Annotated in this window: 17 protein-coding genes and 1 pseudogene; 5 read left to right on the forward strand and 13 right to left on the reverse strand. The window is 67.6% G+C overall.

The window, feature by feature from the left end:
• Window positions 1–212 precede the first annotated feature (212 nt).
• The 4 genes from ABZ725_RS37310 to ABZ725_RS37325 form a co-directional block, all read right to left on the reverse strand.
• Window positions 213–1,253 carry an IS110 family transposase gene (locus ABZ725_RS37310; RefSeq protein WP_358806840.1) on the reverse strand — a complete coding sequence of 347 codons (1,041 nt, stop codon included), beginning with the start codon at window positions 1,251–1,253 and terminating at the stop codon, window positions 213–215.
• Window positions 1,254–1,324: 71 nt separating this feature from the next.
• The gene (locus ABZ725_RS37315) at window positions 1,325–2,344 is read right to left on the reverse strand and encodes a hypothetical protein (protein WP_358806841.1); all 1,020 of its coding nucleotides are present in this window, start codon (window positions 2,342–2,344) and stop codon (window positions 1,325–1,327) included.
• Window positions 2,345–2,834: 490 nt separating this feature from the next.
• Complete coding sequence (locus ABZ725_RS37320; RefSeq protein WP_358806842.1) at window positions 2,835–3,332, reverse strand: MarR family transcriptional regulator; 498 nt, start codon at window positions 3,330–3,332, stop codon at window positions 2,835–2,837.
• A gap of 280 nt (window positions 3,333–3,612) precedes the next feature.
• Window positions 3,613–4,584, reverse strand: a complete 972-nt coding sequence (locus ABZ725_RS37325; protein ID WP_358806843.1) for a WYL domain-containing protein — start codon at window positions 4,582–4,584, stop codon at window positions 3,613–3,615.
• Window positions 4,585–4,682: 98 nt separating this feature from the next.
• On the opposite strand from ABZ725_RS37325, the gene ABZ725_RS37330 reads away from it, so the two are divergent.
• The 5 genes from ABZ725_RS37330 (at window position 4,683) to ABZ725_RS37350 (ending at window position 12,493) form a co-directional block, all read left to right on the forward strand.
• Window positions 4,683–6,101, forward strand: coding sequence for an FAD-binding oxidoreductase (locus ABZ725_RS37330; RefSeq protein WP_358806844.1), 1,419 nt, complete (start codon window positions 4,683–4,685; stop codon window positions 6,099–6,101).
• Window positions 6,102–6,239: 138 nt separating this feature from the next.
• The gene (locus tag ABZ725_RS37335) at window positions 6,240–7,022 is read left to right on the forward strand and encodes an SDR family oxidoreductase (protein WP_358806845.1); all 783 of its coding nucleotides are present in this window, start codon (window positions 6,240–6,242) and stop codon (window positions 7,020–7,022) included.
• A 183-nt stretch (window positions 7,023–7,205) separates the two neighbouring features.
• On the forward strand, window positions 7,206–10,046 hold the full coding sequence (gene uvrA, locus ABZ725_RS37340; RefSeq protein ID WP_358806846.1) for an excinuclease ABC subunit UvrA: 2,841 nt from the start codon (window positions 7,206–7,208) through the stop codon (window positions 10,044–10,046).
• Window positions 10,047–10,469: 423 nt separating this feature from the next.
• Window positions 10,470–11,999, forward strand: a complete 1,530-nt coding sequence (locus tag ABZ725_RS37345) for an MFS transporter (protein ID WP_358806847.1) — start codon at window positions 10,470–10,472, stop codon at window positions 11,997–11,999.
• A 116-nt stretch (window positions 12,000–12,115) separates the two neighbouring features.
• On the forward strand, window positions 12,116–12,493 hold the full coding sequence (locus tag ABZ725_RS37350) for a helix-turn-helix domain-containing protein (protein ID WP_358806848.1): 378 nt from the start codon (window positions 12,116–12,118) through the stop codon (window positions 12,491–12,493).
• Between the two features lie 99 nt (window positions 12,494–12,592).
• On the opposite strand, the pseudogene ABZ725_RS37355 reads toward ABZ725_RS37350, so the two are convergent.
• The 9 genes and pseudogenes from ABZ725_RS37355 to ABZ725_RS37395 form a co-directional block, all read right to left on the reverse strand.
• A pseudogene (locus ABZ725_RS37355) lies at window positions 12,593–12,834 on the reverse strand (transposase); the annotation flags it as partial.
• A gap of 260 nt (window positions 12,835–13,094) precedes the next feature.
• A complete protein-coding gene (locus tag ABZ725_RS37360; protein WP_358806849.1) occupies window positions 13,095–13,733 on the reverse strand; it encodes a TetR/AcrR family transcriptional regulator in 639 nt (212 codons plus the stop codon).
• Between the two features lie 173 nt (window positions 13,734–13,906).
• Complete coding sequence (locus tag ABZ725_RS37365) at window positions 13,907–14,578, reverse strand: TIM barrel protein (RefSeq protein WP_358806850.1); 672 nt, start codon at window positions 14,576–14,578, stop codon at window positions 13,907–13,909.
• Window positions 14,579–14,711: 133 nt separating this feature from the next.
• A complete protein-coding gene (gene uidA, locus ABZ725_RS37370) occupies window positions 14,712–16,544 on the reverse strand; it encodes a beta-glucuronidase (protein WP_358806851.1) in 1,833 nt (610 codons plus the stop codon).
• Between the two features lie 313 nt (window positions 16,545–16,857).
• The gene (locus ABZ725_RS37375; RefSeq protein ID WP_358806852.1) at window positions 16,858–18,054 is read right to left on the reverse strand and encodes a family 1 glycosylhydrolase; all 1,197 of its coding nucleotides are present in this window, start codon (window positions 18,052–18,054) and stop codon (window positions 16,858–16,860) included.
• A 55-nt stretch (window positions 18,055–18,109) separates the two neighbouring features.
• On the reverse strand, window positions 18,110–18,814 hold the full coding sequence (locus ABZ725_RS37380; protein WP_358806853.1) for a Gfo/Idh/MocA family oxidoreductase: 705 nt from the start codon (window positions 18,812–18,814) through the stop codon (window positions 18,110–18,112).
• Window positions 18,811–19,707 (reverse strand): ATP-binding cassette domain-containing protein, encoded by an 897-nt coding sequence (locus ABZ725_RS37385; RefSeq protein ID WP_358806854.1) that lies wholly within the window; start codon window positions 19,705–19,707, stop codon window positions 18,811–18,813. The genes ABZ725_RS37380 and ABZ725_RS37385 overlap by 4 nt, the downstream gene beginning before the upstream one ends.
• The gene (locus ABZ725_RS37390; protein ID WP_358806855.1) at window positions 19,701–21,512 is read right to left on the reverse strand and encodes a dipeptide/oligopeptide/nickel ABC transporter permease/ATP-binding protein; all 1,812 of its coding nucleotides are present in this window, start codon (window positions 21,510–21,512) and stop codon (window positions 19,701–19,703) included. The genes ABZ725_RS37385 and ABZ725_RS37390 overlap by 7 nt, the downstream gene beginning before the upstream one ends.
• Window positions 21,509–22,450, reverse strand: coding sequence for an ABC transporter permease (locus tag ABZ725_RS37395; protein ID WP_358806856.1), 942 nt, complete (start codon window positions 22,448–22,450; stop codon window positions 21,509–21,511). The genes ABZ725_RS37390 and ABZ725_RS37395 overlap by 4 nt, the downstream gene beginning before the upstream one ends.
• Window positions 22,451–22,494: the final 44 nt, after the last annotated feature.

Raw genomic sequence — 22,494 nt, forward strand, 5'->3', positions numbered from 1 at the left:
ATCACATAAGCGGTGCTGTTGGTGATCTTTCGGTCAGTGCGAGGTGTTGGGCAACAGTCTTTGGCAGAGGCGCAGCCGGATTCGTGGACGGCGGGGTTGTACCGGTGATCCGGCGATGGTTGGCGACCACTGCCACCTCCCCAGTGTGGAACATCTGCTGGGTACGAACCACCGAAACCACCTTCGGTGGCAACCGGTGCCTCTGTGTCTCGTCAAGTCGCTTGAGGCAGCCGGTGTTTGGACCTGCGCTCGTCGGCGATCATGACGCGCCACACATGGTCCGCAAGACGGCGCTTCAGGCAGCGCTTGGCTTCCCTTGGTGTCTTTCCTTCGGAGAGTCTCCGCTGGTAGTAGGCGTGTCCAGGGGCGCTCGGCATACGGATCTGGGTGACGGCAATGGTGTGGAGGACGGAGTTGAGCTGACGGTCGCCGGAGCGTGAGAGCCGGTGGCGGGCCTTGTCCGCGCTGACGATCTCGATCGGGGCGGTGCCGGCGTAGTTCGCAAACGCGGCAGCGGTGGCGAACCTGCCGGCGCGTCCGACGCGGCCGACGAGCCGTGCCGCAAGTACCGGCCCGACGCCGGGCGTGTTCATCAGCGAGCTGCCCGAGGACTCGACGAGTTCCTCCATGTGTACGGCGTTCTCCGTGAGCCGCTTGTCCAGCACCCGGATCTCCGTGACCAGGTCGCGGGCAAGGTCTTTGCGGACCTTTTCGACGTCGCCGGCGGGGCGGACCGTGCGCAGCAGCGCGGTGGCCTGGTCCGCCGACAGCTGCGGCGGAGCCCCGCCGGGCAGCAGATCACGCAGTACCGCGTGTAGCTGATTGACGGTGCGGGCCCGGGCCTGGGCCTGGGCGGGGTTGACGCGTCGTTCGTCGAGCAGGGCCAGGGCCGTGGTGTGGTCGTCCCTGTTCACCTCGCGCCCGTCTCCGTGGATGTGGGCCGTGACCGCGGCGGCGGCGTCGATCCGGTCGTTCTTGCGGCCGCCGCCGCGGGTGAGCTGACGGACGCGGCTGGTCGCCGAGGCCGGAACGTCGACAACGGTCTTGCCGCGGGCGACGAGCCACTGGACCAGGTGGCGGCCGAGTCCGTTGGCGTTCTCGACCGCCCACTCGCGTTGCGGCCAGCGGCGGCCCCAGGCCAGGAGCCGCCGGTACTCCGCCGGGCTCGCCTCGATCCTCAGCGAACCGGCCTCCCCGCAGCGTACAACTGCGAGAACAGGGCCTCCTGCCGCCCGGTTGGATTTGACACCCATGAGCTGTGCTGGAGGCCCTGTCTCTACGCCCAGGACACCGGAAGACCACCCGACCGGGCACCCGTGTTCAGCTATCGCTCGATCGCAGTCTGGGACAGAGAGACCAGCGTGGAGTCGTCCACCTGCGATCCGTCCCACATGGCGGTAAGGCGGGTGATCTTGCCCCAACCGTCCAGTTCCAGGGCGATGACGCCCCGGGGAACGGGGCCGTCCGTAGCGGTCCATTCGTAACCGCCACCCACCGCGCTGCCGACGACGTGTCGAACTGCCGTACTCCCACCGGCGTATGGCAGAAGGGAAGCAGCGCCGGCGAGGTAGGACCCGATACTTCTGGGGCCGACGATCTGCACGTGCGCCGGAATGTCCTCGAAAACGGCGCCGGGCGCGAAAAGGTCCGCTGCGCTCGCCCCGTCGCCTCCCCGCAGAGCCCGAGCGAGTTTGTAGGAGACGTTTTTCATGGTGTGCGCTGCGGTCTCGCCGACCGTGGATTCTCGGAAGTCTGCCGGGAACGTGTCCGCAGGCACTCTCAGCTTCGCTGTGTCGGAGATGCCGAAGTGCCTGCCGTCCCAGTAGTCGATCTGCCGAGTGATTTTCCGATCACTGAAGTTGATGACACCCACCGCACGGATCTCGGAGGAACCGAACAGGCCTGCTGTGTCAGTGAAGAACACCATGGCGCCGGTCGAGTTACCCAGTATCCGGGTGGGGTAGGACTTACCGTCCTTGGGCCAGTTCGGCATGAACTGGCCCAGCGCCGTCCGCAAGGAATCCCAGTCGTACCAGGACCACCCCAGAACGGCGTCGATGTAGGTGACAGGGTTGCGCGAGAAGAAGGTCATCGTCCCGTCCGGGTCGGCCTCACTCTTGCGGGCGAGGTATTTCCGGACCAGCAGGGTCACATCTGTGGTGGCATGAGAACCGTCGATGACGACGTCGACACCGGGGAACACAAACCCACTGCTCGTACCAGCAGCCGACGCGGTCGGGGCGAGAACCAGTGACGCAGCGGCGACCCCCGCACCCCCAAGCGCAGCTCCTTGCAACACACCGCGTCTTGTCATGCCGTTGCCCGCCTGCTTGCTGACTCTCATCATGTGCCTCCTCGTCAGGACATGCTTACCGAGGGCTCCGCCTCCGACACCTGCATACGTGCCGCAGCACAGAGACCAACTGGTTGAACATCGCAAACAATACTCCTACATGCGTGCGCATGCACGTATTTAGCCAGAGGAATCTGATGATCATGAGTAAATGCGGCTCGCACACAGGGCACTGCTCCGAGCGTTCGACGCCAACGATGTACGGCCGATACCGTTGCCAAACCGGGGGTGCACCGGGTTCCCTGAGGTGACAGCCACGTCGCGAGGACAGGGACCCGCGGTGGTCAGGGAGGTCGGCACGGAGGCACCTAATCCGGCCGAGGCCGCATCAGGGCTGGGGCCGGTACCGCGAATTGCGCAGCCGACGAGGCTGCGGCCGATGTCCTGCCCCGTGCGCACACACTGATATCTCACGCCAGGCAGACCACCCGTACGAAGCGCAGCCCGCGCGCGCCGTCGTCGCTAAATGGGACGCTGGTCGCTAACGATCGGACGCCGCTCGCGTCGGGCCCTTCACGGAGCTACCGGGATTTGCAATGCTTTCCAACGCCCGCGCCAGAGCGTCCAGGTCGACACCCTCCAGATGATCGAGCAAGTGACGGCGAATGCTCAAGACATGGGCATGCCGGGCCTGTTCCAGCCTGGCGCGCCCCTCGTCGGTGAGGATGGCGTTGGCGCCACGGCCGTCGTCACTGGCCTGCATGCGCCGCACCAGCCCGTCGACCTCCAGCCGTCCCACCGCGCGGCTGATGGCACTCGGCGACTTGTGACAGTGAGCGGCCAGATCGGCGAGACGCAACGTGCACTCGGGCGCCTCGGAGAGAAACATCAGCACCAGGTACTCGGTGTGCGTCACGCGCTCCGCGCGGTTCAGGTCGGCATCAAAGGCTCGCATCATCGCCGCCACCGCCGGGAGTAGCGCCCTGATCACCGCCTCCTCGTCGCGGCGAAGAGGATGGTTTCTGTCACCCGCTGTCATGTTGCCCATCTTACAGAGTGCTTGCGCAAGCCCTAAGGACCCCGTGCAGGGCGCCAAGAAGCGCGACCGCGAGTTCACGAGCCCGACTCCTCGACCGCCGTGCTGTTCGGCGCGGCGTGCGGCACAACGGCCTCAGAACTCTACTCACGGCCGATCTCCATGCTGCGGGCCAGGCGAAATGACGGCGGTTCAGCTGGTGTCGTTGACGGTTTCGGCGACCGCGTATCCCGGGACGGCGATGATCGCGCCCGCTTCGCCCGTCCGCCAGAACCGCTTCGCCTCAGGTGTAGAGGGCGGCTGTCGCGGTTGCCTTGCGTGCCAGGTCGTCGCGGAGCTCGGGAGGTGAGACGACTTCGAGGTCGTTGGCGAAGGCAAGGAGCGGCTGGGCCGAGCCGAGGGTGGTGAAGCGCAGTTGGAACTCCACCCACTCCTCATCGCCTTCCGACACGAGGCCGACGGTGGGCGGCGGCGCGGTCATGTCGCTCCGGTAGAGGGGCAGGAACCATTGCAAGGCCGTCCGGCGGACCCTGACGACAACGGGGATTCCGTCAGGCATCTCGTCGACGTTACGGCGCAATTCGTCCCACACGTCGGCCAGTTCGACACCTTTACGTCGCTGTACGGGTTCGTCGGCGAGGCTTGTGGAGAGGATGCGATCGGCCCGGAACAGACGAGCCTGGCCGTTGTGGTCGGCGACGAGGTACCAGACGCCTGCCTTGTTCACCAGGCCGTAGGGGTCGAGGGTGTAGGAGCGTTCCTGGCCGTCGCGGCCTCGGCGGTAACGCAGTCGCAGGCGCCGGTCGGTGAACACGGCCTCCTGGAGCACGCCCAGGTCAGTGGGCGGCGGAGGGTCGCTGCGCCAGCGGACCGGGTCGACCAGGATGCGTCGGCTGACCAGGTCGGCGGCGTCACGGTGCGGAGCCGGCAGCGCGGCCATGACCTTGCGCAGCGCCGAGCCTATGGCCGGACCCAGACCCAGATCGGTGTGTGCCCGGTCGGTGACCAGCACGAACAGAGCCTTCGCCTCGTCGGCGGTCAGGCCGGTCACATCGGTGCGGTAGCCGGGCATGAGCGCGATCCCACCGCCACGGCCGCGCTCGGTGTAGACCGGCACTCCGGCGGCGGAAAGGGCCTCGACGTCGCGCATAATCGTGCGGGCCGACACCTCCAGGCGCGCGGCCAGCTCGACGGCGGGCAGCTGCCCGTGCGTCTGCAACAGCAGCAGGATCGACAGCAACCGGTCAGATTTCATGTTCCCAAGAATCACCCAGAAAATAAGACGCTTGTTGTCATATTTGGTGGGAGAGAGTGGGCTCGCAACTGAAACCCCCTGCTTGAGGGAGCACGACCATGCCCACCCCCACTGCCCCTGACCAGTCTTTTCCGGATTTTCCGGCCGACTTCAAGGGGACCGTCCTGCGCCCCGGTGATGCCGGTTACGACGGGGCCCGGGCCATTCGCAACGCCCGCGCCGCCGACGCCGGCCCCGCGCTGATCGCCCAGTGCGCGGACGAGGACGACGTGGCGACCGTCCTCTGGTTCGCCGCCGAGAAGAGTATCGCTGTCGCGGTGCGCGGCGGCGGCAACGGGGCGGACGGCCAGGCGATGCCCGGCGGCGCGCTGATCGTCGACCTGTCCGCGCTGCGGAAGGTCACGGTCGACCCGGAAACCCGGATCGTGCGGGCCCAGGGCGGCGCCCTTCTGGCTGATCTGGACCAGGCCACGCAGGAGTACGGGCTGGTCGTGCCCGCGGGTTCGAACTCCACGATCGGGGTGGGCGGGCTGACCCTGGGCGGCGGTCTGGGAAGCCTCATGCGCCGGTTCGGAGCGACCGTCGACAACCTGCTGGCCTGCGAACTGGTCACCGCCGACGGGCGCCGGGTGCGCGCGGACAAGGACACCAACGCCGACCTGTTCTGGGCGCTACGAGGTGGCGGCGGCAACTTCGGCGTCGTCACCGCCTTCGAGTTCCAGGCGCACCAGGTGGGCCCGGACGTCGTCAGCGGAATGCTCGTCTACTCCCTCGACCAGGCCGCGGACGTCCTGACCGCGCTGGACGACACCATGGCAAGTGCCCCGCGCGAACTTGGACTGACGGTCGCGATCACGCCTGCCCCGCCGCTGCCCATGCTGCCCCCGGAAGCGCACGGGCACCCGGTGCTGCTGCTCCTGCCGGTCTACAGCGGCGACCCGGCGGACGGCGAGAAGGCCATCGCCCCGCTCGCCGCGCTGGGCAGCCCGCTGGCCAACCTGGTCGGCACGAGCCCCTGGCTGCGGACCAACAGCATGAGCGACGCCGCAGCTCCGGCCGGTCTGCGCAGCGTTTCGCGCGGCGGGTATCTCTCCGCCCTCGGTGGCGAGGCCGTGTCCGCCCTGCTCGGCCAGGTGGCCGCCGCACCGCGGTACCAGCGCGGAGGCACCGCCATCACTCTGATGTGCTTGGGCGGCGCCATCTCCGAGGACTTCGCCGAGGACGCGACCGCCTTCTCGCGCGAGGGTGCCGCCTGGGCTTGGGAAGCCAGCGCTCTCTGGGACGTGGCCGAGCAGGACGGCACCTACGACGAATGGGCGGCCCAGACCTGGGAAGCGCTGTCCCCGCACACGCGCTCCAACGGCTACATCAACTTCACCAGCGACCTGGGCGACGAGTGGCGCCAAGGTGTATGGGGCAATACGGTCAAATTCGACCGACTCCAGCAGGTCAAGGCGGCCTGGGACCCGCACAACCTGCTGCGTCACAACGCGAACATCACCCCCTCAGCCGAATAACCCAGAGCTCATCGTCCTCACCGGTCCGCCGGGCCGGAGCCACTGTGCCTGGCCCGGCCTACCACCCGCCGCCCGGCGGCGACGAGCTCTCCGATCTCCTGCCATCCACCCGGACCACCAGCACGTAAGGCGACACGCATGACCTCCAGCACCACTTCCCCCACCGCCCCGCGGATCGCGCTCGTCACCGGCGCCAACAAGGGCGTCGGCCGGGCCATCGCCCAGGCGCTCGCCGAACTCGGCAACACGGTCTACCTCGGCGCCCGGGACGAGGAGCGCGGCAAGGCCGCCGAGGCCGAGTTGCGCGAGGCGGGCCTCGACGCGCGGTTCGTGAAGCTCGATGTCACCGACGAGGCCTCTGTCCGCCTCGCCGCCAAGCACATCGAGGAGGAGCACGGCCGGCTCGACATCCTGGTCAACAACGCCGGCATCAGCACCCCTTGGCGGACTCCCAGCCAGACCCCGCTCGACGAGGTACGCAGCACCTTCGAGACCAACGTCTTCGGCTACATCACGGTCACCAACGCGACGTTGCCGCTGCTCCGCCTCTCGGACGCCGCCCGCATCGTGAACATCAGCAGCGTGATCGGCTCGCTCACCGCCGCCTCGTCCACCGACCTCGAAGGGTCCGAAGACTTCCCGGACGGCAAGTTCCCGGTCATCCTCTGCCACAGCGTGTCCAAGGCCGCAGTGAACTCTCTGACGCTCATGTACGCCAACGAACTGCGCGACGAGGGCATTCTGGTCAACGCCGTCTCCCCGAACTGGGTACCGACCGACGCCAATTACAACACCGGCAACCTGACTCTGGCACAGGGCGCCGTGATGCCGGTTCGGATGGCAACCCTCCCCGACGGCGGCCCGACGGGTACCTTCACAAGCTCCAGCATCTCCGGAGAAGCCCTGGACCTGCCCTGGTGACGACGACCCCGGCGGCCTAGCGCCTCCCGGTCTCTCCGGTTGCCGGAGAGACCGGGAGGCTGTTTGCGCCCTTGCATACATGGCTCATCCACAGGCACGTAAAGGAAAAAAGATGAATGTCTGGCGAGTCCCCATCGGAGGCAGTCCGAAGCCGCCCGCTCATCGCCTGACAAGGTTTCACGCGTGAAAAACCGTCTGGTCATCAAGGGCGCACGCCAGCACAATCTCCGTGACGTTTCTGTGGATCTACCCAGGGACACGCTCATCGTATTCACGGGCGTATCGGGATCAGGGAAATCAAGTCTGGCTTTCGACACTATTTTCGCCGAGGGTCAGCGGCGTTATGTCGAATCGCTTTCGGCCTATGCCAGGCAGTTTCTCGGTCAGCTGGAAAAGCCTGACGTCGACGTCATCGAGGGCCTGTCCCCCGCTATCGCGATCGACCAGAAGACGACGGGCCGCAACCCGCGCTCCACAGTCGGTACCGTCACGGAGATCTACGACTATCTGCGGCTGCTGTACGCCCGCGTCGGTCGCCCTCACTGCCCAGTGTGCGGTGAGGCGGTCAGCCGCCAGACACCCCAGCGCATCGTGGACCGGCTCCTCGTCGAGAACGAGGGAGCACGCATCCAGGTGCTGGCCCCGGTCGTGCGTGACCGCAGCGGCGAGCATGCAGAGGTCTTCAGTCAGTTGAACACCGACGGCTTCAGCCGGGTCCGGGTGGACGGCCAGGTATTCGCGCTGACGAAGGCGCCGGCGCTGGACAAGCGCAAGAAACACGTCATCGACGTCGTCGTGGACCGGCTGGCGATCAAGCAGAGCACCCGGCAGCGCCTGACCGATTCCGTCGAGACCGCACTCGGCCTCGCGGGCGGGGTCGTATATGTCGAATTCCCGGATCTCGACGCCACCGACCCCGCACGCGAATTGCGGTTCTCGGAGAAGATGGCCTGTCCGCGGGCCCACGACATCGGCCTGGAGTCGCTGGAGCCACGGCTGTTCTCCTTCAACGCTCCCTGGGGCGCCTGCCCCGAGTGCGCGGGGCTCGGCTTGCGCATGGAAGTCGACCCCGAGCTCATCGTCCCCGACGAGGAGAAGTCGCTGGCCGGGGGTGCCATCGCCCCCTGGACCAACACCAGCGGCGCCGAGTACTTCACCCGGCTGCTTGAGGCGCTGGCGGCGGAGCTCGGTTTCAGCACCGCCGCGCCCTGGCGCGAGCTGCCCGCCGCGGTCAGGAAGGCGGTGCTGCACGGGACACCGAAGCAGCTCCACATCTCCTATGAGAACCGGTTCGGCCGCGATCGTTCTCACCTCACCAAATTCGAGGGCGTCATTCCGCACGTCAGGCGGCGCTACGACGCGGCCGAGGGTGCCAACGAGCGGTTCGCGGGCTACATGCGCGAGGTGGCCTGCCCGGCCTGTGCGGGCGCGCGGCTCAAGCCGGGCGTACTGGCAGTGACCGTCGGTGGACGCGGCATCGCGGAGCTGACGGCCATGCCGCTCGACGAAATGGCGGCGTTCGTCCAGCAGTTGGAGCTCGAGGGCGGAGAGCGCCGAATCGCGGAAGCGGTCACCGCGGAGATCAACGAGCGGATGCGGCTCCTCCTCGACGTCGGCCTGGACTACCTGTCCCTGAACCGACCCGCCGCCAGCCTGTCCGGCGGAGAGGCGCAGCGCATCCGCCTCGCCACACAGATCGGCGCGGGACTGGTCGGCGTCCTGTACGTGCTGGACGAGCCGAGCATCGGACTGCACCAGCGCGACAACCAGCGTCTGATCGAGACGCTGCTGCGGCTGCGTGACCGCGGCAACACCGTCATCGTGGTCGAACACGACGAGGACACCATGAAGGCGGCCGACTGGGTCGCGGACATCGGGCCCGGCGCCGGCGAGCACGGCGGACATGTCGTGCACTCCGGCACGATTCAGGAACTCCTGGAGCACCCGACCTCTCTCACCGGGGCGTACCTGTCAGGCCGTCGGAAGATTCCGGTGCCCGACCGGCGGCGCCCACAGACCGAGGGCCGCGAACTCACCGTGCACGACGCCGTCGAGCACAATCTGAAGAACGTCACCGTGTCGTTTCCGTTGGGCCAGTTCGTCGCGGTCACCGGCGTCTCGGGCTCTGGCAAATCCACCCTGGTCAACGACATCCTGCACACGGCGCTGGCCAAACACATCTACCGGGCCCACAAGGTGCCGGGCCGTCACCGCACGATCACCGGCATCGAAGAGATCGACAAGGTCGTCCAGGTCGACCAGTCCCCCATCGGGCGCAGCCCCCGCTCCAACCCCGCCACCTACACCGGGGCCTTCGACCACCTGCGCAAGCTGTTCGCCCGGACCCCGGAAGCCAAGGTCCGTGGCTACCAGCCAGGCCGGTTCTCCTTCAACATCAAGGGCGGCCGCTGCGAGCACTGCTACGGCGACGGCACCATCAAGGTCGAGATGAACTTCCTTCCGGACGTCTACGTGCCCTGCGAGATCTGTCACGGCGCCCAGTACAACCGCGAGACCCTCGAAGTCCACTACAAGGGCAAGTCCATAGCCGACGTCCTCGCCATGACCATCGAGGAAGGCCTCGACTTCTTCGACGGACATGCCGTCATCTCCCGGCACCTCCGTCTGCTGAACGACGTCGGGCTCGGCTATGTGAAACTCGGCCAGCCCGCCACCACCCTGTCGGGCGGCGAGGCACAACGCGTCAAACTCGCCACCGAACTGCAGCGGCGCACCCGAGGGCGCACCCTCTACGTACTCGACGAACCAACCACCGGGCTGCACGTCGACGACGTCCGTCAACTGCTGACCGTACTCAACAGGCTCGTCGACAACGGCAATACGGTCGTCGTCATCGAGCACAACCTCGACGTCATCAAGACCGCCGACTGGCTCATCGACATGGGCCCCGAAGGCGGCCTGCGTGGCGGCAGCATCATCGTCGAAGGCACTCCAGAGGAGGTCGCGGTCCACCCTCAGTCCTACACAGGGAAATTCCTGCAACCTCTCCTGGCCGGCCGATAGCCAGTCCAGACCGGTGAAGGGCTCACTACATCATCTCTGAAATACCGATTTGCATTTTCTTGAGCACTGTGCGCAATAACCTTTCCTCAGTTCGGATTGCCCACACTTCGACGGAAAATGCAAATGGCCCCCCAGGAGCCGTGCGCACAGTCCAGGCGGACCCGTCAAGCGCGAGATTGACAACACCGGCAATTCAGCGGCCTCGCTCCGGACGCCGCCGACAAGCTGCTAAAGTGAAGCCTCGTCCCGAGTTCGGATGGACGTGCCGTATCGGCACCCTGGCCTCGGATTGCACAGCGAGTGTTCCGCTTCTCCTCGGATTCCGTTCACTCTCGTTTTCCCCGGATCGCGACATCGGTGTTTCATGCCTGTTTCGTGATCCGGGGGTACCGTTTTCAGCCCACTCCTTGGAGCTCTTGAACCATGTCTGCTGAGAGCGCGACAGCTGTCGCCTCCGCGGGATCGGACACGTCCGGCACCTCACCCCAAGGCCGGCATCTCGGCCTGGCCCTTTGTGTGATCGCAGCGGCCCAATTGATGGTCATCCTCGACGCCACGATCACCAACATCGCTCTGCCCGCCATCCAGACCGACCTGGGCGTCTCCGACGCGAACCTGGCGTGGATCGTCAACTCCTACGCTCTGGCCTTCGGCGGCCTGCTGCTGCTCGGTGGCAAGGCCGGTGACCTGTTCGGCCGACGGAAGATGTTCCAGGTAGGCATCGCCGTCTTCACACTCGCCTCCCTGCTCGGCGGACTCGCCCCGAACGAGGGCCTGCTGATCGGCGCGCGCATCCTGCAGGGTGTCGGTGCCGCGTTCGCCGCGCCCAGCGCCCTGGCACTGATCACCACGACGTTCCCGGCAGGCAAGTCGCGCAACACGGCGATGGGTGTGTACGCCGCGATGGGCGGTCTCGGTGCCACGGTCGGCCTGCTGCTCGGCGGCGTCCTCACCGACGTCCTGAACTGGCGTTGGGTGTTCTTCGTCAACATCCCGATCGGCCTGGCCGTCCTGGCCGGCACGAAGACCCTGGTCGAGGCCGAGCGTCACCCCGGCCGCCTGGACGTCCCCGGCGCGATCACCGGCACCGGCGGCCTGATCGCGCTGGTCTACGGCATCACCCGCGGCGGTGAGCACGGCTGGACGAACAGCCTCACCCTGGTCTCCTTCGCCGCTGCGGCCGTACTCCTGGTCGCCTTCCTGCTCCTGCAGGCCCGCACCGCGGACCCGATGATGCCGCTGCGCCTGTTCAAGGACCGCAACCGGTGGGGCAGTTACGCCACCATGCTGTTCATCGGCGTCGGCATGTTCGCGTTCTTCTACTTCCTGACCCTCTACATGCAGCTGATCCTCGGCTACAGCCCCATCAAGACCGGCTTCGCCTACCTGCCCTTCAGCTTCGGCATGGCCGCCTCGGCAGGTATCAGCTCCAAGCTCGTCACGCACTTCGCGCCCCGGCTGATCGCCGGACCGGGCCTGCTGGTCGCGGGCGCGGGCATGTTCTGGTTCGCCGCCCTCCAACCGGACTCTTCCTACGCCGGGCACCTCATGCCGGCGATGTTCGTCACGTCCCTCGGCCTGGGCATGAGCTTCGTCCCGATGACCCTGGGAGCGGTCAGCGGCGTCGACCACCAGGACACCGGCGTCGCCTCCGCACTGCTGAACACCGCCCAGCAGGTCGGCGGTGCCCTGGGCCTCGCCGTCCTGTCGACGATCTCGACCTCCGCGGCCAACGACAAGCTGCCCGAGGCGGCCTCCTCTCTCTACCGGGGCCTGGCCACCAAGGACTTCGCCCTCGTGTCGAAGGCGGGGGATGCGCTCACGCACGGCTACACGATGGCCTTCGTCGGCGCCGGGGTCGTGTTCGTGGCCGGTGTCGCTGTCACCGCATTGGCCATGAACGCCGGCAAGCAGCAGCACACCGAAGGCGCCGCCCCGGTCCACATGGGCTGACCCCACCCAGGCTTTACCACGACGAACCGGCGCGAAGACCGCGCCCGCGGTGCCCCGCAGCAACGTGCTGCTGGGCACCGCGGGTGTGTCTGCTCTCGGCGCCGCTGGAGCCCGACATGACGAATCAGCACACCGCGGTGGACCCGCAGTACCCCGAACTCTCCCCGATCATCCTCGCGCTGACCCGCGCCTTCGCCCTGCTCGGCAATCCCTGGAACGGCCTGGTCCTCGCCGCGCTGGCCAAGGGCCCCGCCGGTTTCAGCGAGGTGCGCGAGCGGGTGCCCGGCATCAACGACCGCATGCTCGCCGACCGCTTCCACGAACTGGCCGAGGCCGGGCTCCTCACCCGAGCCGTGCACCACGGCCCGCCGCAGCGTTCCCGTTACGCCCTCACGCCGCACGGCAACGCCTTCCTCATCCCCCTCGCCTCACTCGCAGTCTGGGCCGAGGCACACCTGCCGCCATACCCGATCGATTGCGCCAGAAGTCACTAAGCACTCGCTGACCCGCCTCATCGAAATCGCGCGTCGACGATCGACTCACCGAGGTGTGGTGAGTCGATAGGCCAGTTCCTCCGCTCGAACGTGCAATTACCTGTCCACCACGGCACGCCCGCAACTGGATGTGTAGGCAGCGAAGACACCGATGTAGTCGTGTTCGGTGCGTCCTGCCGTACCGCAGTGCTGCCACTGCACCCCGGCGGGGACGATGCCCTTCTTGATGAACCCGTGTCGTAAACGATCAGAACGCCGTCCGGGGCGTCGAGCCGCTCGGCCACGTAGTCCCGCATCCGGCGCCGCACCCCTACCTGGCCGAACCACTCGCTCACACGCAGGAATAGATTCTCAGACTCGGCAGCAGCGTCCCGGTCGGTGACCTTGGCAATCGTGACGAGCAGATCAGGTCGCGGATGTCGCCACACGGCTCCCTGTACACAGAGTCCGGCCGGAGTGGTCCCGGGGCCAGCCGCCTGCGTGTGCTTGCCAGCCACGGCGCAGCGGAGCACGAAACCTTACGCTTTTCTTGCACAAGGCGTGTACACCACCTGGGCATACGGCCTACAGCCAGCTACCACCCGGAACCTGCACACACCGCTTAACGATCCACAGGAGCTTCCCCCTCGGAATGGTTCATCGAGCCACCCGGGGCAAGGAAGTGCTGCACGAAGTGCTCGACCGGCGCAATGATGTCGAGTCCGGGGTTCAGCAGCCACTGAAGCTGCAAGCCGTTGAGAACGGCCTGGAAGAGCGTCGAGGCAGTGTCCGGGTCGACGCCGTCGCGTAGTTCGCCCTCCGCCGCCAGTTCCCGCAGTCCCATCGCGAAATGGCTGCGCGCCCGCTCGAAGCGCTCGACGAAGTGCTCGTGGGCGGGATCGTCCGGGCGGGACGCCCCAGCAGCCAGCTCCAGCCACAGGCGCATGAGTTCCGGCGACTTCTGGTGCTCGGCCAGCATGTCTCCGATGTAGGGAGCAAGTTCGTCCAGCCTGTCGACCTCCGCCTGTCCTCGCTGCCACTCTTCAGCGTCGCGTTGCGCCAGTACCGCGGTAAGCAGTTCGTCCTTGGTCCGGAAGTGGTGCAACAGCCCGACGTGTGAGATCCCGGCCCGCTCCGCGATGTCGCGGAGGGACGCCGCTGTGTACCCGCGCTCGGCGAAGCTCTCGCGGGCCGCCTGCACGATCTGAGCCCGCCGGGCGGCTGTCTTCGCATACTGCCCTCGCGCCTTGCTCGGGGCCACGGAGGAACTCCTTCCGCTCTTGGAACGCCACAGTGAGGGCCATCACGAGACGGTGACAAGAGGCGATACGGCAAGGCGCCCCCGAGTCGAACATCTACCATATGTTAAGTATCTGCTGGGAGGTCGTTCTCGCCCACGGGGATGCCGGGGCTGGGTGACAGCCCCTGTGCCCATCAGGTGAGCCACGACAGCAGAGTGCGGGCTTCACGCTCGAGCAATGAGGGGTCGTCCTCCGGCACGAACTCCAAGAGCACGTCGACGGGCGACAGCAGGTCGAGCGCGCCTCGCCACAATGCCTCGCGCTCGCTCAGTGCCAGGCGGTGCACCCCTGGCCACCAAGAGAACGCATGTACTGCGCGGACCCGCTCGCTCATGGTCCGCAGCCCGGCCAGGGCCGCGTCGTCGGGTTCGTCGAGTGGAGGCTGCCAGTACGTGGACACTGCGTCGTGCCCAACTTCGTCGAGCAGACGCACCGTTGACGAGGGCGTGTCCGCGAGAGTTCCCGCGTGGAACTCCAGTGCTACATCCAGCCCGCGCCCGGCGGCGATGGCCGCCGCGTCGCGTAGCGCGCCGATGACACGGGACCTGTCCGGGGTATGAGCCGAACCCTCAGTGCCCGCCCAGACTCGGATCCGCGGCGCTCCGAGGGTGACGGCCGCCGCGGCCACTGCGGCGAAGGCGTCCAGGTCATCGCGTCCCGCGCACCAGTACGAGCCGTAGGAGCAGGTGGTCATACCGGCCTCGCCGGTGATCTGCCGCACTCGCCGCAGGGCCGACTCGTCGGACGGAGGAGCGTGCGCGTCGGCACCCCACTCGATGACGTCCAGCCCTGCCTTGCCGCTCATCGCTGCCACGCGCTCCGCCGACAGAGCCCTGTAGGTGACCGAGCAGAGGCCGGCGCGGAACGAAGACGGAGATCCCGCCACTGAGACACCTCGATTCACGAGCGTTGCGCTGGTCGGAGCGGGGGCCGACGCCTCACGGTGTCTCACGCACCATGAGTGGAGTGCTCGCCGCCTCTGTCACCCAGTCCCGCTTGCGGCCGTCAAAGCCACGCCAGCGAGCGCGCAGCGCATGGGCGGCCGCCTTGGGCTGTCGGTCGCGGGTGAACACGCCCTTCTTGTTGCCGCCGACCCGGTGGATGCCGTTGGAGGTCTGGAAGTCCGCGAAGTTCCACACGTGCTCGCCGACAAAGGCCTCGATCCGGTCGAACACGCGGTGGTTCATCTCCAGGTAGGCCTGCTGGTACTCCTCGGTCCACGGGCTGTCCCAGACCGAGTGCAGTCCGGGCATGGCATCCGCCCCGTACTCGGTCATCAGGATCGGCTTGCCGTACTTCTCCGCCCAGCCGCGCAGTTCGGTCTCGAGTTGGGCCTCCGCCGTGGCGAGATCGCCGGTCGCGAGATACCAGCCGTAGTAGCGGTTGAGGCAGACGACGTCGAACAGGTCTGCGATGCGGTCGTTCTGGCAGGTCGAGAACATGACGTTCGCGTAGCTCACAGGGCGTGTGGGGTCCAGGTGGCGGGTGAGCTCCACCAGTGGTTCGAAATACTCGCGTGCCCCCGGCTCGTGGGTGGAGGGTTCGTTGGCGACGCACCACATCACCACGCTCGGATGGTTCTTGTCCCGGCCGATGAGCTCGCGGATGGCCTGGGCGTGCGCCGTACGGGTCGTGTCATTGATCGTGTCCGGAGAGTACGTGGGTTGTGCGGGTCGGCCTGTCAGGCCTCCCGCCACCGCGAGGTTGATCCCGACCGCCGCCGTCTCGTCGATGACGACGATGCCGTGGCGGTCTGCGAACTCGAGGACCTCCTCCGCGTACGGGTAGTGGGAGGTACGAAAGGAGTTGGCACCGGTCCACTCCATGAGCTGGAAGTCGTGTACCAAGTACGCGTTGTCGTGGCCCTTGCCGCGTACGGGCGAGTCCTCGTGCTTGCCGAAGCCGGTGAAGTAGAACGGCTCCCCGTTGATGAGGAATTCGGTGCCCCGCACCTCGACGGTCCGCACCCCGAACGGCTCTGTGTAGGTGTCGACGATCTGGTCGCCATCGCGTATCTCCACGACGAGGTCGTACAGGTGGGCGACGCCGGGCTGCCACAGGACCACGTCGTCGATGCGCAGCGTGCCACTCGCTCCTTCGGAGGTCGCGGCCTCGGCGCCGGAAGCGTCCAACACGCGTACCCGGACCGGAGCGGGCTGCGTGGTCTCGACCGAGTACTCCACGATTCCGGCGGCCCCGTCGGTCCCCGTGGTGATGACGATGTCGTCCACATGGACAGGAGGCACGCTGTAGAGCCACACCGAGCGGGCGAGGCCCCCGTAGTTGTAGAAGTCGTGCAAGTACCTCTGCTGACGCCGCCCGTCCTCGGTCACCGTGATCGTGCCCGGCGGGACCGTGACGTTGGTCAGCTCGTTGTCGACACCGACGGTGAGCCGGAACTCCCCTCCTACGCTGACGTGTTCGGTGATGTCCGCCTCGAAGGGCGTGTAGCCGCCGCTGTGTTCGGCGACCAGGACATCGTTGACATACACCTTTCCCTGGTGGGTGGCCGCGTCGAGGCGCAGCACGATGCGCTCGTCCACCCAGCCGCGCGGCACGCGAACAAGGCGCTGGTACCACACCCAGCCCACGTGGTCACGGATCGCGCTGTCGGTGAACAGATCGTTGTAGCTGGCCGGCACTGCGGCCTCCAACCGATCAGGCAGTGGGCCCGTCCACGGCTGCTCGCCGGTTGCGGCGGAGGTGGCGAAGCGCCAGAGTCCGTCGAGATTCACCAGCTCACGGGTGGCGGTGGAACGGGGCTTCAACATGCGACTGCCTCCTTGGAGGGCGTAAGGGACTGCGACTCGGAGGGATCCCCGGGCGGTCGTCGTTCCTCGCCGGCGGCACGGGGTGCGAGCTCAGGGGCGCGGTCCTGGCTCCACGGTGGCCGTTGGCCAACAGATCGCAGCCCTCGGTCCGCACCCGCCAGAAGCCGATTTGCAGGCATGTCCCGTCGACAGCGGAACCACCGGCCACCATGAGGCGCACGATCAGGTCCTCCGGCTGCGAGGTCTCCGCGAACCAGTCCGGGGCCGACGGTCGTCGTGTGTCTCGTCATCCTCGGCTCGCCGGCTTCCGGGCTCACAGGTGACCGCGGCGGGCCACGTCGCCCAGCCAGGCGAGGCTGGGCTTGGGACGGCGCTCGAAGTTCGCGCGGTCCACCGCGATCAAGCCGAACGTCGGCTTCCAATGGCCCCATTCGAAGTTGTCCAAGGCGCTCCAGTGGAGGTAGCCGCGTACGTCGATACCGTCTTCCATGGCCGCGAACAGGTATTTTAGGGCCTCACCGGTGTAGGCGACACGGCGGGTGTCGTCGGCGGTGGCGATGCCATTCTCGGTGACGAGGATCGGCCTGCCACCGGTGACGTCCCAGGCGTGACGAACGGCGATACCGAGAGCGTCCGGCCGGTAGGCGTTGCCGGTGAGCGTGCTGTCGGGGCCCGGCGGGTGAGGGACGACGCCGTTCTCGTCGACGGTCTGGCTGGAGTAGGCCTGGACGCCGATGAAGTCGTCCTCGCGCGCCGACTCCAGGTAGAGGTCCTCGCGGATGGCCTGGAGTTCGTGGAGCCTGTCCTCGTTGCCGGGCGTCGAGGTGAGCGCCTGACAGGCCACGGTCCAGCCGACGCGGGCGCCCGTGCGCTGTCTGAGGACCGCTCGGGCCGCGTGGTGCGCCTCGGCCAGGCGTCGGCCGATCGCCGGGTCGGGGTCCGGCAGCACGGGTCGCGCGGCCCCTTCGACGGTCGGGCTCATCCACTTCTTCGTATCGCCGACCTGGGCTGCGCGGCGCAGGCCGACCATGAGGGCCAGCATGTTCGGCTCGTTCATCGTGCACACCCACCCGACGCCGTCGAGGATGCCGGCGACCGCCTCCGCGTAGGAACGGAAGCGGTCGATCGCGTCGTCCGCGAGCCAGCCCCCTGCTTCTGCGAACCATCGGGGGTGGGTGAAGTGGTGGACGGTGACCACCGGCGCGAGGCCGAAGTCCCTCGCGGTGTCGATCATGCGACGGTAGTGGGCGAGTCCTGCGGCGGAGAAGTGCCCGGGGCTCGGCTCGATGCGCGCCCATTCGACGCCGAAGCGGTAGGCGTTGAGCCCTGCCTCGGCGAGCAGGCGCATGTCCTCGGGGTATCGGTGGTAGCTGTCGCAGGCGTCACCGCTGCGCTCCATCCCGGGGGCCTTCTGTTCGCGCGCCCACCAGTCACTGTTGACGTTGTTGCCCTCCACTTGATGGGGGGCGGTGGCGGCGCCCCAGAGGAAGCCGGGGGGTGATTGGGCCATGGGCTCAGTCCTCGTTGGGAGGTTGGCGGAACAGGGGGTGGTGGCCGCTCTCGGATCAGCGCCGCCGGACAGGACTCCGGCCGCACGGCGTCGAGGGTGGCGGCGATGGTGATCGTCTCGTCGAGCGCGGCATCACCGGGCTCTCGGTGTGCCCCTGGGCCAGGCACCGATGCGCTTCGGCGATGTCGAAGGGCAGTCCGTTGCCCTCGGACGAGCCGTCGACGCGCTCCGCGCCGTCGGATCTCATGGTGACGGTGAGGTGGTCGTCGACACCGATGCACCCGAGGGTGGCGACCCCGTTGCGGGTGCCGAGCACCAGCGAGCACAACTGGACCGGGTGGACATCCGGGTCGAGCAGGGCACCGCCGCCGAGGTCCGAACGGGACAGTCGGTGTTCGGGTTGGAGGGCACACGGTGGCCGAAGTCCGCCTCCACCGGTAAGGGTTCTCCGACGCGGCCGCTGTTCCATGGCGAACGGCCTCTCGCACAGGACGTGCTCGTCGGCCTCCAGCAGGGCGCCGGTGTCCTTCTCGTGCCGGGCCTGCGGGGTCTCCACGTATACGGCATCGACGCCGAGGCCGGCGGCCAATGCCGAGTGGTCGCCGTATCGTCCGGGGATGCCGAACCGGTCGCCGAACGCCGTGACCCGGTCCTCCGAACTCGGAGCCACCGCAACGATTCTCCCCTCGTCGACCAGCCGCATCGCCTCCGCGAAGCCGGTTGCGATCGCTCCTGGCCCCACCACGCCCCAGCGGATCACCTCTGGCCTCCTTGAACTCGGCGGCGGTACGCCCCCGGTTCGGAAGGAACGTCCTCGGCCTCGGCCTCGCGGGCCAGGCGCTGCCGTTCGGCACGACGTCGGCGCTGCTCGACCGGATCGGCGACGGGAGCGGCCAGCAGCAGGCGCCGGGTGTAGGGGTGTTCCGGCGTGGAGGTGACCTGTTCCGCCGGACCGGTCTCGACGATGTCGCCCTGGTACACCGCACTCACTCGGTGGCTGACATGCCGTACCACTGCCAGGTCGTGCGAGACGAAGAGATACGCCACGCCGCTGAGCCGCTGGATCTGGGTGAACAGGTCCAGTACCTGGGCCTGGGTCGACAGGTCGAGCGCGGACACCGGCTCGTCGCAGACGATCAGTTTCGGCTTCGGAGCCAGGGCGCGGGCGATGGCGATGCGCTGACGCTGCCCGCCGCTGAACTCGCGCGGCAGCCGCTCGGCGGAGTCCACCGGCAGCCGCACTCCGTCCAGCAGATGACGCACCCGCGCCCGGGCCTCCCGTGCTGTCGCCCCATGCACCACGAGCGGCTCGCTGAGAATGTCGCCGATGGTCATCGACGGATTGAGCGAGCTGTACGGGTCCTGGAACACCACCTGGATCTCGCGTGCCAGGATTCGGCGTTCTTTCGCCGAGGCGGCCGTGATGTCCTGGCCGCGCAGCGAGATCCGTCCAGCGCTCGGCCTGACCAGGCCGAGCACCGCACGGCCGATCGTGGTCTTGCCGGAACCGGACTCCCCCACGATGCCGAGCGTCTCGCCCTGGTCGACATGCAGGGAGACTCCGTGGAGCACCTCCAACGGACGGGCCCGGAAGCCGCGGCCGGGATAGGCCACGCGCAGGTCACTGACTTCGAGCAGATGCGCGGTCACCATGCCTCCTTCGGCACAGCATCCCCAGCGGTGACCTGCGGGCCGTTCCGCGCAGCTCCGTCGTCGAGGTTGGCATCCAGCAGCATCCGCGTGTACGGGTGCCACGCTTCGTCGAACATCTCCTGCACCGGAGCGACCTCGACGACCTCGCCGTCCCGCATGACCGCGACCCGGTCGCAGATGTCCGCGACCACCCCGAAGTCATGGGTCACCAACAACACCGCCATGTCCAGCTCCTGTTGCAGATCGCGGAGCAGGTCGAGGATCTCCGCCTGCACGGTCACGTCCAGTGCGGTGGTCGGTTCGTCAGCGATGAGGAGCGTCGGTCTGCCGGCGACGGCGCCCGCGATGAGCACCCGTTGGGCCATGCCACCGGAGATCTGGTGCGGATAGGAGGAGAAGGTGCGCTGCGGATCCGGGATGCCCACGCGGGCCAGCAGGTTCAGCACCCGCTCGCGCGCCTGCCGCCGCGTCATCCGCTGTGCCGCGCGCAGCCCCTCGGTCAGCTGCGCCCCTACGGTGAACGAGGGGTCGAGGTTGGACATGGGCTCCTGCGGCACGTACGCCACCGATGTGCCGCGCAGATCGCGCAACTGCTGCTCGCCCAGGCCCAGCAGCTCCCGGCCGTCGAGCCGCACCGAGCCACGGATGACGACCGCCTCGGCGGGCAGTACGCCGAGTATCGCGAACGCCGTCTGGGTCTTGCCTGAGCCCGATTCGCCGACGAGGCCGAGCGTCTCCCCCGCGTCCAGGCTAAGTGTGACGCCGCGCACCACCTCCTTGAGCTCGCCGGACGGTGTCGGGTAGGCGATGGTGAGGTCCTCGACCGACAGCCGGTTCCGGGTGGAAGCCTGGTGGACCGCGTCCCCGGACCTGGTCTCATCGGCCCCGGCACGAGTACGGACACCGACAGGCGCCGCCGTGCGGGTCGGCTTGGGCTTCGCACCCTCCAGCGCGTCGCGCAAGGAGTTGCCGAACAACACGAGACAGGAAGTCATCACTCCGAGCACGAGACTGGGCCAGACGAACTGCATCGGCTCGGTGTAGAGGTTGTCGAAGCCCTCGGCGATCATGGCGCCGAAGCTGGGTACCGTGTTCGAGCCGATACCGAGAAACGCCAGACCCGACTGGAGGGATATCGAGGTCCCGGCGAGGAACGCGCTGGCGATGACGATGGGCCCGCGTACCACGAACAGCACGTGCCGACCGAGGATCCGCCGGTTCGTCAGGCCGCTGACGCGCGCGGCGTCCACGAACAGTTCGTGCTTCACCCCGACGACGAGGTTGCGCACGATGCGGTAGACGCCGGGTGAGAGCAGCACTCCGAACAGGGCCATGGTGACGTGGTAGTCGCCCTTGGTGACCGGCATCAACACGATCAGCAGCACCAGACCGGGGAAGGTCATCAGCAGGCTGAACACCCACTCGGTGACGTCCCGGATCCGGCGGCCGAAGTATCCGCCGATGAGGCCGAAGGTCACGCCGATGACCAGGGCGATGCTCGTGCCGATGAGGGCGGAGACCACGCTGGTGTTGATGGAGTTGAGCAGCCTGGCGTAGATGTCGCGGCCGCTCTGGTCGCCGCCGAGCAGGTACCCGTCAGTTCCGACGTCGGCGTTGACCGCGTCGAGGGAGGCGGTGTTCGGACCTCGCTCGGTGAGCAGGGGAGTGAGGAGGCCCAGCAGCACGATGATCAGCAACAGGCCGACGGTGATCACGGCCTGCGGGTCGCGCAGCAACCTGCGCAGCGGCGACCGGCGTCCGGGCACTGCCGCATCCTGCGGGACGGTGCGGTCTTCGGCAGTCACCGCACCCTCGCTTTCGGGTTGAGCCACCCGTTCGCGATGTCCACGCCGAGGTTGACGCAGACGACGAGCGCGACGCTGAAGAGCGTGATCCCCATGACGACGGGGACGTCGCCTTGGAGGGCTGCGTTGAAGGCGTAGGAACCGAAGCCGGGCAGGGCGAAGACCTTCTCGATGATGAGGGCGCCGCCGAGCATGGCGATGAATTCGAGAGACAGCACGGTCAGCGCCGGCCCCGCGGCGTTGCGCAGCGCGTGGCGCAGCACGATCGACCGGGTCGGGATACCGCGAGTGCGCAGGGTGCGGACGTAGTCCTTGCGCAGTTCGCCGATCATCGTGCCGCGGATCTGCGAGGCCAGGTTGGCGATCCCGGCCATCGAGAGGGCGATCACCGGGATGGTGATCGTCTTCAGCCAGTGGACCGGGTCCTCCGACAGTGGTGTGTAGCCGGTGGCGGGAAGCCACTCGAGTCGGACGGCGAGCACCACCACCAGGACGATCGCGATGAGCAGGCCCGGCAGGATGTAGCCGACGAGGGCCAGGGCCTGGGCGACACGGTCGACCGCGCCGCCGCGCGAGGCCGCCAGGACGCCGAGGGTGACGCTGACGGCCACAGTGATCATCAGGGCCGAGACCACCACGGACAGCGTGACACCGAGGTGAGAGGTCACGGCGGGACGGACCGGTTCGCTGGTGAAGTACGAGACCCCCAGGTCGCCGTGCGCGACTCCCGCCAACCAGTCGGCGTACTGGACCAGCACCGGCCGGTCGAGCCCCAGGTCGGACTTCATCGCGTGGACCGAGTCGTCAGTGGCCGCGCTGCCGAGGATCGCGCGGACCACGTCGTCGAAGGAGGTGCTGAGCAACAGGAACGTAATCAGCGTCACCAGGACCGCGAGCACCAGACCGGCACTCAGCCGGCGCAGCACATAAAGGATCATGCGGTGGATTCCTTCAGGCCGGGGACAGACGGACAGCGGGTTCC

This window comes from Streptomyces sp. NPDC006872, from assembly GCF_040635845.1.
Lineage (GTDB): Bacteria > Actinomycetota > Actinomycetes > Streptomycetales > Streptomycetaceae > Streptomyces.